The sequence below is a fragment of the Ketobacter sp. genome (assembly GCF_003671495.1).
Lineage (GTDB): Bacteria > Pseudomonadota > Gammaproteobacteria > Pseudomonadales > Ketobacteraceae > Ketobacter.
Genome location: NZ_RCHN01000033.1, coordinates 92,363 through 107,133 on the forward strand (window position 1 = coordinate 92,363; position 14,771 = coordinate 107,133).

Genomic DNA, 14,771 nt, shown 5'->3' on the forward strand with positions numbered 1-14,771 from the left:
ACCGGTGAACGCTATTTCTTGCGGGCCGCCACGATCATCTCATAGGCGGAACGGATGGCCTGGGACTTCTCTTTGGCCATATCCAGCATCTCGCTGGGCATACCCCGAGCGATCAGCTTGTCGGGATGATGCTGGCTCATCAGGCGGCGATACGCCCGCTTCACCTCCTGCAGGCTGGCCTCGGGATTGACCCCCAGGATGGCGTGGGCGCGCAACAGTCCGTCGCTTTCACTGAAGGATTCCTGATCGCCGCCACTGCGGAATTCCTGGTAGGCCTGGGCACTGCGTACGATCTTTTCCAGGTAGCTCACCCGATAGCGGATGGATTGCGCAATGTGGGACAGAGCGGACCATTCCTGCTGATCCATCTTGCCGTCCGCCAGCGCGGCCTGCACCAGGATTTCCATAAAGATCTGCAGCAAGGTGGTGCGGCGGCCGCAGGCATCCCGCAGGGCGTCCAGCTCCTCCGAAATGTCCGGGCTGGATTTACCCTTCTCGAACAGGTCGATGGCCTCACGTTTCTTCTCCGGCGTCAGCCCCATGCGATTCATCACAGCGGTGGTCCACTGGATCTCGGCATCGCACACCGCCCCATCGCACTTGGCCACCCGCCCCAGGGCCACAAAGGTTGCCTGAAAAAAGGCCCGCTGAATCTGGGATTCGCGCCCTTTGGTTTTGGGCTGGGCAATCTGGTAGACACTGCTGCTGAGCTGGATGATGGAATCAAACTGGTGACCGAGCCAGCCTCCCAGCATAGACCCCACTACGCCGAGCACCCCGCCCCCGGCAAGAAAATAGCCTACGAACACCCCCACGAGGGGGCCAATCCACACCAACGATGTCAAGATTTGTGCTCCTGCTGCTGTTCTGTCATCGGTTCTGTCCTCGATTCCAACATCCGCTCAACCACCGCCAACCGCTGCGGTGTTCCCACGTCCACCCATTGCCCGGAGTACAGCTCCCCTTGCACCTGGCCCTGGGCCATTGCTTCACGCAGCAAGGGGGCCAGCGGGAAACGGCCGGGACTGCAGCCGGCAAACAGCGCCGGGTGGATCACACTGATGCCACTGAAGGTATAACCCGGGTCCGCCTGCGCCAACACCCGGTCGCCCTGCAGGCCGAAATCCCCTTGTGGATGATGTTCCGGGTTGTTCACCAGAACCAGGTGGGCCAAGCCGGTGAGGGCCTGTGGCAAACGCTGCAGCGGATAATCACACCACACATCGCTGTTCACCAGCAGGAAAGGGGCATCCCCCAGTAAGGGTAGCGCATTCTGTATACCGCCACCGGTTTCCAGGCGCTCCGGTTCCGGACTGATGGCAAAATGCATGTCCAGGTCCGTCTGCCGCGCCAGAAAATCCGCCACCTGATCCCCCAGGTACGAGGTATTGATCACCACCTCCCGGATTCCGGCCCCGGCCAGACGCTCCAGCAGGTGGCGCAACAACGGCTTGCCCGCCACCGCCAGCAGCGGTTTGGGGCAGTGCTCGGTGAGGGCCCCCATCCGTTCACCGCGGCCGGCGGCCAACACCATGGCTTTCAATGCCGGGCCTCCGCCACCTGTTCAAGCAGTTCTTGGGTGCGGGGGAAATGACGGGCCAGTGCCGGTGCCACCCGCGCCAGCAACCAATGGTCGAACTGCCTGAGGCAGTTGGGGCCATCCGCCTGCAAGGCCCGGATCTCCATCAGCAGATACTGCAGTGACTGCGGCGTGTGCTCCAGATAGCCGAGTTTCTGATCCCGAAAACGCAGGCGCGCGAAAATCCCGGCCACCTTCAGATGGCGCTGGGCACCCATCGCATTGAAATCCCGCCACAACCGTTGCTCATCCACCTGGGTCAGGCCCTTTTCCCGCAGGGCATCGCCAAATTGGCGCACCCACTGCCGCACCCGCTGCTGATCCCACGCAGGAAAGGTTTCATCCCGCAACAGGGACAACACATCGTAGGTGATGGGGCCCAGCACGGCATCCTGGAAATCAATCACCCCCAGGGTGCGGTCCGGCAACACCATCAGGTTGCGGGTGTGGTAATCCCGATGCACCGGCACCTGTTCCTGTGCCAGCGCCGTCGCGGCCAGGTAATCAAACACCGCCGTCAGCATGCCCTGCTCTGCCCCGGTCAATGCCAGTTGCAGAAAAGTGTCACAAAACCAGTCCCGGAACAGCGCCATCTCCCGTTGCAACAGCGCCTCATCGTAGGGGGGCAAGGGGTCCCCGTGGAAATCCGCCGCCATAATCTCCAGCAGCACACGAAACGCCTCCGCCACAAAGTGCTCGCACGTGTCCGTGTTAAGCACCTGCTTGAGCAAAGTGTCCCCCAGGTCCGACAGCAGCATGAACCCCTGCTCGGTGTCCGCAGCCAGAATGCGGGGCACCGGCACCCCGGCGGCGGCAAAGCCCTGGTCTACCTTGATGAACACCGGGTTGTTTTCCTTGTCCGGCGGCGCATCCACGCAGATTGCCGAGCCGGCGGCACCCGCCTGCGGGTACCGGCAGCGAAAATAACGGCGAAAACTGGCATCCCCGGACACCGTCTCCAGGGGCAGTGAAGGGCCTTGATAAAGCTGCAGGTGGGCAAGTTGCTGATGAACCCAGGCGCTGAGCCCGGCAAGACGTTGATCCGATTGATGGTCCATAGGAAATGGCAAATTTGTGACTCGTATCAAGTGATCGTGTATCATCACACCAGACTTAAAACAGGGTCAAGCGCCCACATCACATTCCGAACCTTAGTTCATGAATTGGATACGAATTTTTGCCGCTCTCATGATGATGGCGGCTCTTGTTGTGTCTGCCTTTGCAGATGAAGAAGCAGCAGACAACCCCTACCGCCATCTGGACTGGGTCACCGCCGCCGACATCGCGGCCATGCCGGAGGCACAGCGTCCCACCTACACCGGGATCTGTGAGGGGGTGTACCTGGCGCCGACCATGGCCCAGGGTGACCCGACCAAAGCCCGGATTGAAGCGTCTGCCGATCGTTTCGACACCCTGCCCGACGGCACTAATGTGCTGAGCGGCGGCGTGGTTCTGAAACAGGGTAACCGCGAGCTGTACAGCGACGAAATCCGCCTCAATCGCATCACCCGTGCCACGGCCCTTGAAGGCAATGTCAAAATCCGCCAGGAAGGCATGCTGATCCTGGGGGACAGCGCCGAGGTCAACCTCAACGAGAAAAAGCTCGACGTAAAAAACACGGAGTACGTGATCCACAACATCCACGTACACGGCAAGGCCGGCCGCATCTACAATCCGGACGAGCGGGTGCTGGTCCTCGACAACAGTTCCTACACCACCTGTGAACCCGGCAGTGAAGCCTGGGTCATCAAGGCGGACGAGATCAAGCTGAACGAAGAATCCGGCTGGGGTGAAGTCTCCGGCGCCACCGTGGAGCTGGGGGGCGTGCCGGTGGTGTACCTGCCCTGGTGGACCTTTCCCATTGATGACCGACGCCAAAGCGGCTTCCTGTTCCCCAGCATTGGCTCCGGGGAAAACGGCCTGGACATCTCCACCCCCTACTACCTCAACCTGGCACCCAACTACGATGCCACCCTCACCCCCCGCTACCTGGCGGACCGGGGCGAAATGCTGGAGGGTGAGTTCCGATACCTGAGTGACCACACCAAGGGGGACTTCGGCGTAGGCTACATGCCCGACGACCAGGAATTCGGCGATCGCCGCACCCTGGTCACCTGGCACCACAATGGGCTCTATGACCAGAAATGGGAAAGCGGCGTGGATTACACCCGGGTCAGTGACAGCGATTATTTTCTGGACCTGGACACCACCCTCAACACCAGTGCCGACACCCACCTGGACCAGCGGGCGGATCTGCGTTACTACGGCGACACCTGGATCAGCAGCGTCGAGGTGAAGCAATACCAGACCATTGACGACCTGATCGACGACGAGGACCTGCCCTATCGCATGCTGCCCCAGCTGCGCACGCTGGGACGCTTCCCCATCAGCAATAACCGCATACAGTTTCAGCTCGGCGGCGAATACACCTATTTCGACCATCCGGAAGAGATCGTGGACGGCCCCACCGACGCCGACCGTGTGCGGGTCATTCCGTCTGTGCTGTACAACTACCGTCGCCCCTGGGGCTTTGTGGTGCCCAAACTGGCGCTGGTTTCGCGTTACTATGATCTTAACCAGACGGGGCTGGACGACAACGAAGCCACGGTGGAAAACAGCATTTTCAGCCTGGATTCCGGGCTCTATCTGGATCGTCCGTTCGATTTTCAGGGCACCCATTTCCTGCAGACCCTGGAGCCCCGGGTGTTTTACCTGTATTCCCCTTACAAGGAGCAGAACGATCAGCCCCTGTTCGATACCGCCAAAACCAGCTTCAGCTATGAGCAGCTGTTCCGGGAAAACCGCTTCACCGGTGGCGACCGCATCGGCGATGCCAACCAGGTTTCCGTGGGCCTCACCTCGCGCCTGATCAACCAGGACACCGGCGCCGAGCAAATCAACGTCAGCCTGGGCCAGATCTTCTATCTGCGGGATCGGGAAGTGCAACTCACCGAAACCGACCCGGTGGAGGAAACCAGCCTGTCCCCCTTCGTCGGGCGCATGAATTGGCTCATCAACCAGAACTGGTCCTGGCGCGCAGAAGCGCAGATGGATACCCAGGAGAGCAATCTGGACAACCTGATCACCGGGTTCCGCTACCGCGACCGCTTCAACAACCTGGTCAACCTGAGCTTCAACTACTACGATAGCGGTGCGGTCATCGCCGACCCGGAGTCAGAAAACATCAAACAGTCTGATTTCTCCTTCCTCTGGAGCATCAGCCAGCGCTGGGGCATCATCGGGCGCTGGGGCTTCGACCTGGAGCAACAGCGCTCCTACGACAACATCCTGGGCTTCGAGTATGAAAGCTGCTGCTGGCGCGCCCGGGTGGTGAACCGACGCTACCTGAAGGAGTCCAATGATGCAGATCAAGTGGTGGAGCCCTCCCAGGGGATTTATTTCCAGTTTGAGCTGAAAGGCCTGGGCGGCCTGGGAGGCGCAGTGGACCGGATGCTGGATGATGCCATCTCCGGATACCGGGAACGGGAAGCCGCCCGCCCCACCAATTTTAATTAATCGCAACCGTGTTGCCTGATTTCGTGAGCACAATGACATTGCCAACATTTTCGACCAAACACCCAGTAACAACGTACGCCACATTGCCCACCCACCTGCTCGCCGCCCTGCTCGGCGGCCTTCTGCTGCTGGCGGGAAGCCTGCAGGCCGAGCCGGTGCCACTGGACCGGGTGGTGGCGGTGGTGGATGACGACATCATCATGGAATCCGAGCTGGTGGAACGCACCGGCAGCATCCGTGCCCGTATGCAGGAACAACGCACCCAGCTGCCGCCCACGGACGTGTTGCTGGAGCAGGTACTGGAACGGATGATCATCGAGAGCATCGAGATCCAGATGGCCGAAAAATCCGGTATTCGGGTCAGCGACAACGAACTCAACGACACCCTGGCCAACATCGCCCGCCAGAACAACATGACCACCGAAACCTTCCGCGAAACCATTCTGAGTGAGGGCATGTCCTGGCCCGCCCTGCGGGACCAGATCCGCCGCGAACTCACCGTCAACCAGCTACGCCAGCGCCGGGTGGCCGGCCGCATCCAGATCACCGACCAGGATGTGGACAACTTCCTCAACTCCGAAATGGCCAAGACCAACCTGGCGCCGGACTACCGCCTGGGTCACATCCTGATCGCCGTCAACGACAGCAGCTCGCCCCAGGTGGCCGAGGAAACCGCATTGTTGGTGTATCAGAAACTGCAGCAGGGAGCCGATTTCGCCGCCATGGCTGCACAGTATTCCAGTGGAGAAACCGCCCTCTCCGGTGGCGATTTGGGCTGGCGTAAAGCCGCTCAACTGCCCACCCTGTTCGCCGACACTGTACTGGAAATGAAAGCCGGTGAAATTTCCCAACCCATCCGCAGTGCCAGCGGCTACCACCTGATCAAGGTGCTGGAATTACGGGGCGGCACCGAGCAGATCGTGCAGCAAACCAAAGCCCGCCACATTCTGGTGAAGCCCAACGAGATCCGCAGCGAAACCGAAACCCGTGCACTGATCGACGACATCTATCGTCAGTTACAAGACGATCCGGAACAGTTTGAAACCCTGGCCAAAACCTACTCAGACGACCCCGGCAGCGCCCTGCAAGGCGGCAGCCTGGGCTGGGTCAACCCGGGCACCATGGTGCCCGAATTCGAACAACAGATGCAGACCGCTGCGGAAGGGGCGATTTCTCAGCCGTTCCGCACCGACTTCGGCTGGCACATCCTGCAGGTGGAAGCACGTCGCAGCCAGGACATGAGCGAAGAGTTTCGCCGTGGCCGGGCCCGCCAGATGCTGCAGAAACGCCGCTTCGACGAAGAACTGGATGGCTGGTTGCGGGAAATCCGCCAGAACGCCTATGTGGAGATCAAGCTGTAGATGGATATTGCCATCACCCCGGGGGAACCGGCCGGCATCGGCCCGGATCTGGTGCTGCAACTGGCCCAAACCCAGGATTGCAGCCGCTGGGTGGTGATCGCAGATCCAACCCTGCTGCAACAGCGGGCCGCCACGCTGCGGCTTCCCATTACCCTGGTGGACTGGCAACAAGCGCCCCCGGCAGAGCCACGCAGCCCCGGACACTTTGAGCCCAAACACCTGAGAGTGCTGCCGGTGCCTCTGGAAGAGCCCTGCCGCCCCGGCGTGCTGTGCCCGGCCAACGCCCGTTATGTGCTGAAAACCCTGGACACCGCCATCGACGGCTGCCTGCAACAACGCTTCGGCGCCATGGTCACCGGCCCGGTGCAGAAATCCGTCATTAATGAGGAAGGCATCGCCTTCAGTGGTCACACCGAATATCTGCAACAACGTTGTGGCGTGGACAAGGTGGTGATGATGCTGGCCACCGAAGGGCTGCGGGTCAGCCTCGCCACCACCCACCTGCCGTTGCGCGAGGTGGCCGACGCCATCACCGCCGACAGCCTGGAGCAGGTGTTGACCATCACCCATCGCAGCCTGCGGCAACAGTTCGGCATTGATCGCCCCCGCATCCTGGTCTGCGGCCTGAACCCCCACGCTGGTGAATCCGGCCACCTGGGGCGCGAGGAACTGGACCTGATCATTCCCCTGCTGGATCGCCTGCGCAAACAGGGGCTGGAATTGGTGGGCCCATTGCCGGCTGACACCCTGTTTACCCCCAAGCACCTGCAACAGGCGGATGCCGTGTTGGCCATGTACCATGACCAGGGCCTGCCCGTATTGAAGCACATGGGCTTTGGCCGCTCGGTGAACATCACCCTGGGATTACCCATCATCCGCACCTCCGTGGACCACGGTACCGCCCTCGACCTGGCAGGCACCGGGGAAGGGGACAGCGGCAGCCTGCTCACCGCCATCCAAACCGCCGGCGCCATGCTGCAGGGGTCCCGCGCCAGCACAGGAGCCCCCCATGTCCAAAGGTAGAAAACCGGTTTTCAGCCAACATCAGCCGCGCAAACGCTTTGGGCAGAATTTTTTGCACGACCCGGGCATCATCCATCAGATCATCCACGCCATTCGCCCCCAATCCGCGGATCTGATGGTGGAAATCGGCCCCGGCCTGGGCGCCTTGACGGAACACCTGGTGGACCAGGTGGGAGCGCTAGCGGTGGTCGAGCTGGACCGGGACCTGATCCCCAACCTGCGCATCAGTTTCGCCACCCGCAAAAACTTCCACATTTACGAGGGGGATGCCCTCAAGTTCGACTACAGCCGGATTCCCGCCGACCTGGCGGCAAGCCTGGCAGACCCGGGGGCCAAGATGCGCATTGTCGGCAACCTGCCCTACAACATCTCCACCCCGCTGCTGTTTCACCTGATTGATTACCACGACCGCATCAGCGACATGCATTTCATGCTGCAAAAAGAAGTGGTGAACCGGCTGGCCGCCGGCGTCGGTGACAGCGCCTATGGGCGACTGGGCATCATGATTCAGTATTATTGCCGGGTGGAACCCCTGTTCGTGGTGCCCCCCGGCGCGTTCAACCCACCCCCCAAGGTGGACTCCGCCATTGTCAGACTGGTGCCCCACACCACCCTGCCAGTCACCACCCGCTGCACCCGCAGCCTGAATAAAATTGTCACCGCGGCCTTCAACCAGCGGCGCAAAACCGTGAGAAATGCCTTAAAATCAGTGGCGGACGATGCCCTGCTGGAGGCTGCGGGCATCAGCCCGGAAGTGCGCCCGGAGCAGGTCTCACTGGCACAGTACGCCCGATTAACCGACCTCACTCTGGACCAAGAGCCAACCTAAGGAGCCCGAAACCAGTATGCACAGCGAGCAGGCCCCCAACGACATCCAGGTGCAGGTACAATGCGAATATGTACCTGACCAATCCAGCCAGGATGAGAACCGCTACGTGTTCACCTACCACGTCGTCATCGAGAACTGTGGCACGCTGCCCGCACAACTGTTGTCCCGTCACTGGATCATTACGGATGGCAACCAGAAGGTGCAGGAAGTGAAAGGTGAAGGCGTAATCGGCGAACAACCCACCATCATGCCGGGAGAATCCTACGAATACAGCAGTGGCACGGTATTGCAAACCCCGGTGGGCAGCATGCAGGGCTCCTACCAGATGGTGGACGCCACCGGCCTGCGCTTCAACGCCACCATCCCCGTATTCACCCTGGCCACCCCCCGGTCCCTCCACTGATGGCTATTTACGCCATCGGGGACCTGCAGGGGTGCTACGATGCGTTCACCTGCCTGCTGCAGAAACTCCATTTCAACCCGGACCGCGATCAGTTGTGGCTGGCCGGCGACCTGGTGAACCGGGGGCCTCAATCCCTGCGCACACTGCAGCATTGCTATGACCTGCGGGACAATGTGGTGGCGGTACTGGGCAACCACGACCTGCATATGCTGGCGGTGATGGAAGGCTGCCTTTCCCCCAAGCGCAAAGACACCTTCCAGGACATCCTGAACGCCCCCCAACGGCACAAACTGGCACAATGGCTGCATCAGTGTCCGTTAATGCATGAGAATGAAGACTGGGTGCTGTGTCATGCCGGCATCTATCCCGGTTGGGATCTGGCCACCGCCCGCCGCTGCGCCAGAGAAGTGGAGGCCGTGCTGGCTAACCCACAGGAAAGGCAGGTGTTTTTTACCCACATGTACGGTAATGAACCAGCCCACTGGGATGAGTCCCTTCAGGGCCCGGATCGCTGGCGCACCATCACCAACTTCTTCACCCGCATGCGCCTGGTTGACGACGCCGGCAATATGGATTTCAAGTTCAAGGAAGCATTAACGGATGCACCAGAGGGGTTCAGCCCCTGGTTTGCGTGGCACAATCGGGTGCCCTTGGAAAAGAAGATCCTGTTCGGCCACTGGGCTGCCCTGGAAGGCAACACCCACTGTGACGATGCCATCGGCCTGGACACCGGCTGCGTGTGGGGTAATCAACTCAGCGCCTATTGCCTGGAAACCGGCCGCTGGACCCGCTGCAAGTGCCAGCACTGAACCCACCGATCTGCTTAGGCTGCATGACCCGGCCTTGCCCCAGAACAGTTATCCACAACCACTTTAGCGCATAAGCACAGGGGGCGTTATTCCAACTCTGCCTGTGACGTTGCCCGCCGTTCTGACGCCCGCAACAACCGCAGCGGGCAACGCGCAAAAAATTCCGGCCATCTACGTTTTTTGACGCATCCCAAAACCGGAGCATACAGCTTAAAGTTATCTCAACAGACTGTCATCAAACCGATCAGAATTTATAGACTGAACTTATTTATTTTTGAAAAAAACAAAATAAGTTCTTTTCTTTCAACCATTTTTACTTTTTCATACTAAGATAATAAATAAGCAGGAATTTGATTTGGAACTGATGCCGATTCAAAAACTCAAATTGTAAAGACCAAACGCGGTAACATGAGGTAGACCTATGAGCATATTTAGTCACTACCAAACCCGGTATGAAGTTACGCAAGAGGAAGAGTACACGCTTCAGGAATACCTGGAGATTTGTAAGAACGATCCGAATGCTTATGCCAGTGCCCCTGAACGCATGCTGGACGCCATCGGCGAACCGGAATTAATCGACACCTCCCTTGACCCTCGACTCAGCCGCATCTTCTCCAACAAAATCATCCGCCGCTATCCGGCTTTCAGCGAATTCTACGGAATGGAAGAATGCATCGAGCAAATCGTTTCCTATTTCCGACACGCCGCTCAAGGCCTGGAAGAGAAAAAACAAATCCTGTATCTGTTGGGCCCGGTAGGGGGTGGCAAGTCCTCCCTGGCAGAACGATTAAAACACCTGATCGAAAAAATTCCGTTTTACGCGATCAAAGATTCTCCGGTTAATGAATCACCCTTGAACCTGTTCGCACCGGAAGAAGATGCCGGCATTCTGGAAGAGGAATACGGCATTCCTCGGCGTTACCTTAAAGGCATCATGTCGCCCTGGGCCGTGAAACGCCTGCATGAATTCAACGGCGACATTTCCCAATTCAAAGTGGTGAAACTCTACCCTTCCATTCTGGACCAGATCGGTGTCGCCAAAACCGAACCCGGCGATGAAAACAACCAGGATATTTCCAGCCTGGTGGGCAAAGTGGATATTCGAAAACTGGAAGAGTTTGCCCAGAACGATCCCGACTGTTATTCCTTCTCCGGTGGCTTGTGTAAAGCCAACCAGGGTCTGCTGGAATTCGTGGAAATGTTCAAAGCCCCCATCAAGGTTCTGCACCCATTGCTGACCGCAACCCAGGAAGGTAACTACAACAGCACCGAAGGCATGGGCGCGATTCCCTTTGACGGCATCGTACTGGCACACTCCAACGAATCGGAGTGGCAGGCATTCCGCAATAACAAAAACAACGAGGCTTTCATCGATCGTATCTACATCGTAAAAGTACCGTACTGCCTGAAGGTCACTGAAGAAATCAAGATCTACGAAAAACTGCTGCAGAACAGCTCCCTCTCCAACGCCCATTGCGCACCAGACACATTACGCATGCTGGCGCAGTTTGAAGTGCTGTCCCGTTTGAAAGAGCCGGAAAACTCTTCGGTGTATTCGAAGATGCGGGTCTATGATGGCGAGAACCTGAAAGACACCGATCCTAAAGCGAAATCCTATCAAGAATATCGGGATGCTGCCGGTGTGGACGAAGGGATGGATGGCTTGTCCACCCGTTTCGCGTTCAAGATCCTGTCCAAAGTGTTCAACTACGATCACGCAGAAGTGGCCGCCAACCCGGTGCACCTGCTGCACGTCCTTGAGAACGCCATCGATCAGGAACAGTTCCCGGCGGAAACCCGTGAGCGCTACCTGCGTTTCATCAAGGAGTTCCTGGCGCCCCGTTATGTGGAGTTCATCGGCAAGGAAATCCAGACGGCCTATCTGGAATCCTACTCCGAATACGGCCAGAATATTTTCGATCGTTACGTGACCTATGCCGACTTCTGGATTCAGGATCAGGAATACCGCGATCCCGACACCGGCGAGATCTTCGATCGCAAATCACTGAACGACGAACTGGAAAAGATCGAGAAACCTGCCGGCATCAGCAACCCCAAGGATTTCCGCAACGAAGTGGTGAACTTCGTGTTGCGTGCCCGTGCCAACCATTCCGGCAAGAACCCATCCTGGCTCAGCTACGAAAAACTGCGCACAGTCATCGAGAAGAAAATGTTCTCCAACACCGAGGACCTGTTGCCGGTCATTTCTTTCAACCCCAAAGCATCGCAAGGGGACCAGAAGAAACACGAAGACTTCGTCAAGCGAATGGTGGAACGCGGTTACACCGAGAAGCAGGTGCGACTGCTGTCTGAATGGTATCTGCGGGTTCGTAAATCGCAGTAACGCGGAACATCCGCTAAGGGTGAAACAGTGTCGTATATTGTTGATCGCCGCCTGAACGGTAAAAACAAAAGCACAGTGAACCGGCAACGGTTCCTGCGCCGCTACCGCAAGCACATCAAGAAAGCGGTGGATGAGGCCGTTACCAAACGCAGCATCACCGACCTGGACAGCGGTGAAAGCATCTCCATTCCGCGCCGGGATATCTCGGAGCCGTTCTTCCATCACGGCAAGGGCGGCAAGCGGGATATGGTGCATCCGGGTAATAAAGAGTTCGTCACCGGTGACCACATCCAGCGCCCCCAGGGTGGCAGCGGTGGAGGTGGCGGCGGTGATGGTGACGCCAGCGATTCCGGTGAAGGCATTGATGACTTTGTCTTTCAGATCAGTCAGGACGAGTTTCTGGATTTTCTGTTCGAGGACCTGGAACTGCCCAACCTGGTGAAACGCCAGTTGCAGGGCATTGAATCCTTCAAGTACGTTCGCGCCGGGGTGGTCAACGAAGGCAACCCCGCCAAGATCAATGTGGTGCGTTCCATGCGCCAGGCCACCAGTCGCCGTATTGCGCTAACGGCCTCCTCCCGCCGCCGCCTGCGTGAGGCGGAAGAAAAGCTCGCCGCCCTGCAGGAGCAGGACCCGGTCTTGCGGGACAAGCGCAAAGAAGAGGAGTTGGAGCTGGAGATCGCCAAGCTCAAACGCCGCATCAACAAGATTCCCTTCGTGGACACCATCGACCTGCGCTACAACCTGCACCTGAAACAGCCAAAGCCCACGTCGAAGGCGGTCATGTTCTGCCTGATGGATGTCTCCGGCTCCATGAACCAGGCCATGAAAGACATGGCCAAGCGTTTCTTCATCCTGCTGTACATGTTCCTGAAGCGCAACTACGAAAAGATCGAAGTCGTATTCATTCGCCATCACACCAGCGCCAAGGAAGTGGATGAAGAGGAGTTTTTCTATTCGCGCGAAACCGGCGGCACCATCGTCTCCAGCGCCCTCAAAATGATGCGCGACATCATGAAGGATCGCTACCCTGCCGATGAGTGGAATATCTATGGTGCCCAGGCATCCGACGGTGATAACTGGAACGACGATTCCCCCACCTGCCGGGAGATCCTGATCAAGGACATTCTGCCCCAGGTACAGTACTACTCTTACATTGAGATTAACCCGCGTCGACACCAGGCTTTATGGCGAGAGTATGAAACCATTGAAGCCACTGTAGAACACTTTGCCATGCAGCAGATCAGCGACCCCGGCGATATCTATCCCGTGTTCCGTGAACTGTTCCAGCGCAAGGAAACCAAAAGGGCCAGTTAGTAAAACAGCAGATTGCCTATGACTGAACGCACTCCAATCTCAACCGGGTCCGACTGGACCTTCGAACTGATTCAGGACTACGACCGGGAAATCGGCCGGGTGGCCCGGGAATTCGGCCTGGACACCTATCCCAATCAGATTGAAATCATTTCCGCCGAACAAATGCTGGATGCCTACTCTTCGGTGGGCATGCCGGTGGGCTATAACCACTGGTCCTATGGCAAACATTTTGTCAGCAACGAGCAGCATTACCGGCGCGGACAAATGGGCCTGGCCTACGAGATTGTCATCAATTCCAATCCGTGCATTGCCTACCTGATGGAAGAGAACACCATGACCATGCAGGCGCTGGTGATTGCCCATGCCTGCTACGGCCATAACTCCTTCTTCAAAGGCAACTACCTGTTCCGCACCTGGACCGACGCCACCTCCATCATCGACTATCTGGTGTTTGCCAAAAACTACATCATGAAATGCGAAGAACGCTATGGTGTGGACGAAGTGGAAGCCATACTCGATTCCTGCCACGCCCTGATGAACTATGGCGTGGATCGTTACAAACGCCCCTACCCTATTTCCGCTGAGGAAGAAAAGCAACGCCAGCGGGAACGGGAGGAATACCTGCAGAAACAGGTGAACGAGCTCTGGAAAACCATTCCCCAACTGGGGGACAAAGCAGATCACCACGACGTCAAACGCTATCCGGAAGAGCCCCAGGAAAACCTGCTCTACTTTATTGAAAAAAATGCCCCGTTGCTGGAACCCTGGCAGCGGGAAGTGGTGCGCATCGTGCGCAAGATCGCCCAGTATTTTTATCCGCAACGGCAAACCCAGGTGATGAACGAGGGCTGGGCCACGTTCTGGCACTACACGTTACTGAACAAACTCTACGAGGAAGGCAAAGTCACCGATGGCTTTATGCTGGAGTTCCTTCAGTCCCACACTTCCGTGGTGTATCAGCCGCCGTTTGACAGCCGTTTCTACAGCGGTATCAACCCGTATGCCCTGGGCTTCAACATGATGTCGGATATCCGCCGCATCTGTGAGAACCCCACCAAGGAAGACAAAAAGTGGTTCCCGGACATCGCCGGCAGCGACTGGAAGGAAACCCTGACGTTCGCCATGCAGAACTTCAAAGACGAGAGCTTTGTGCAACAGTTCCTGTCCCCCAAAGTCATTCGCGAATTCAAGTTCTTCTCCATCCTGGATGATGACAAGGAACGGGATCTGCACATCACCGCCATCCACGACGACCCCGGCTATCGGGATATCCGTGAGGCGCTGTCCAAGCAATACAACCTGTCCATGAACGAACCCAACATCCAGGTTTACAACGTCAATGTGCGCGGCGACCGTTCCATTACCCTGCGCCATGTACGCCACAATCGTCGCCCACTGGAGACGGAGTCCGCTGAAGAAGTACTGAAGCATTTGCACCGTCTGTGGAAATTCGATGTCATCCTGGAATCGGTGCAGGACAACACCGTCATGGACACCATCAAGTGCGGCGCCAACGGAATTGAAAAGAAATCCACCGAAAAGGATGAGGAAGAAGAGGAACTGAGCCTGATTCAGCGGGTGTAATCAGGC

At 57.9% G+C, this 14,771-nt stretch carries 12 protein-coding genes; 9 read left to right on the forward strand and 3 right to left on the reverse strand.

What is annotated here, in order from left to right:
- Positions 1-11 precede the first annotated feature (11 nt).
- Genes djlA through D9N14_RS16145 form a run of 3 tightly spaced genes read right to left on the reverse strand, consistent with a single transcriptional unit; the run spans position 12 to position 2,637 of the window.
- A complete protein-coding gene (djlA, locus tag D9N14_RS16135) occupies positions 12-845 on the reverse strand; it encodes a co-chaperone DjlA (protein ID WP_290581581.1) in 834 nt (277 codons plus the stop codon).
- Entirely contained in the window at positions 842-1,543 is a 702-nt protein-coding gene (gene murU / locus D9N14_RS16140; protein ID WP_290581583.1) for an N-acetylmuramate alpha-1-phosphate uridylyltransferase MurU, read from the reverse strand. The genes djlA and murU overlap by 4 nt, the downstream gene beginning before the upstream one ends.
- Complete coding sequence (locus tag D9N14_RS16145) at positions 1,540-2,637, reverse strand: aminoglycoside phosphotransferase family protein (protein ID WP_290581585.1); 1,098 nt, start codon at positions 2,635-2,637, stop codon at positions 1,540-1,542. The genes murU and D9N14_RS16145 overlap by 4 nt, the downstream gene beginning before the upstream one ends.
- Before the next feature lie 151 nt (positions 2,638-2,788).
- Between D9N14_RS16145 and D9N14_RS16150 the strand changes: the two genes are divergently transcribed.
- The 9 genes from D9N14_RS16150 (at position 2,789) to D9N14_RS16190 (ending at position 14,765) form a co-directional block, all read left to right on the forward strand.
- Positions 2,789-5,095, forward strand: a complete 2,307-nt coding sequence (locus D9N14_RS16150) for an LPS-assembly protein LptD (protein ID WP_290581587.1) — start codon at positions 2,789-2,791, stop codon at positions 5,093-5,095.
- Positions 5,096-5,178: 83 nt separating this feature from the next.
- Positions 5,179-6,456, forward strand: coding sequence for a peptidylprolyl isomerase (locus D9N14_RS16155; RefSeq protein WP_290581589.1), 1,278 nt, complete (start codon positions 5,179-5,181; stop codon positions 6,454-6,456).
- Entirely contained in the window at positions 6,457-7,479 is a 1,023-nt protein-coding gene (gene pdxA, locus D9N14_RS16160) for a 4-hydroxythreonine-4-phosphate dehydrogenase PdxA (RefSeq protein WP_290581591.1), read from the forward strand.
- Entirely contained in the window at positions 7,466-8,308 is an 843-nt protein-coding gene (gene rsmA / locus D9N14_RS16165; RefSeq protein WP_290581594.1) for a 16S rRNA (adenine(1518)-N(6)/adenine(1519)-N(6))-dimethyltransferase RsmA, read from the forward strand. The genes pdxA and rsmA overlap by 14 nt, the downstream gene beginning before the upstream one ends.
- Before the next feature lie 16 nt (positions 8,309-8,324).
- Positions 8,325-8,711 (forward strand): Co2+/Mg2+ efflux protein ApaG, encoded by a 387-nt coding sequence (apaG, locus tag D9N14_RS16170; protein ID WP_290581596.1) that lies wholly within the window; start codon positions 8,325-8,327, stop codon positions 8,709-8,711.
- Complete coding sequence (locus D9N14_RS16175) at positions 8,711-9,520, forward strand: symmetrical bis(5'-nucleosyl)-tetraphosphatase (RefSeq protein ID WP_290581598.1); 810 nt, start codon at positions 8,711-8,713, stop codon at positions 9,518-9,520. The genes apaG and D9N14_RS16175 overlap by 1 nt, the downstream gene beginning before the upstream one ends.
- Before the next feature lie 421 nt (positions 9,521-9,941).
- On the forward strand, positions 9,942-11,864 hold the full coding sequence (locus tag D9N14_RS16180) for a PrkA family serine protein kinase (protein WP_290581600.1): 1,923 nt from the start codon (positions 9,942-9,944) through the stop codon (positions 11,862-11,864).
- Positions 11,865-11,891: 27 nt separating this feature from the next.
- Positions 11,892-13,181, forward strand: a complete 1,290-nt coding sequence (locus tag D9N14_RS16185; protein ID WP_290581602.1) for a YeaH/YhbH family protein — start codon at positions 11,892-11,894, stop codon at positions 13,179-13,181.
- A gap of 18 nt (positions 13,182-13,199) precedes the next feature.
- Positions 13,200-14,765, forward strand: a complete 1,566-nt coding sequence (locus D9N14_RS16190; RefSeq protein WP_290581604.1) for a SpoVR family protein — start codon at positions 13,200-13,202, stop codon at positions 14,763-14,765.
- The last annotated feature ends 6 nt before the right edge of the window (positions 14,766-14,771 follow it).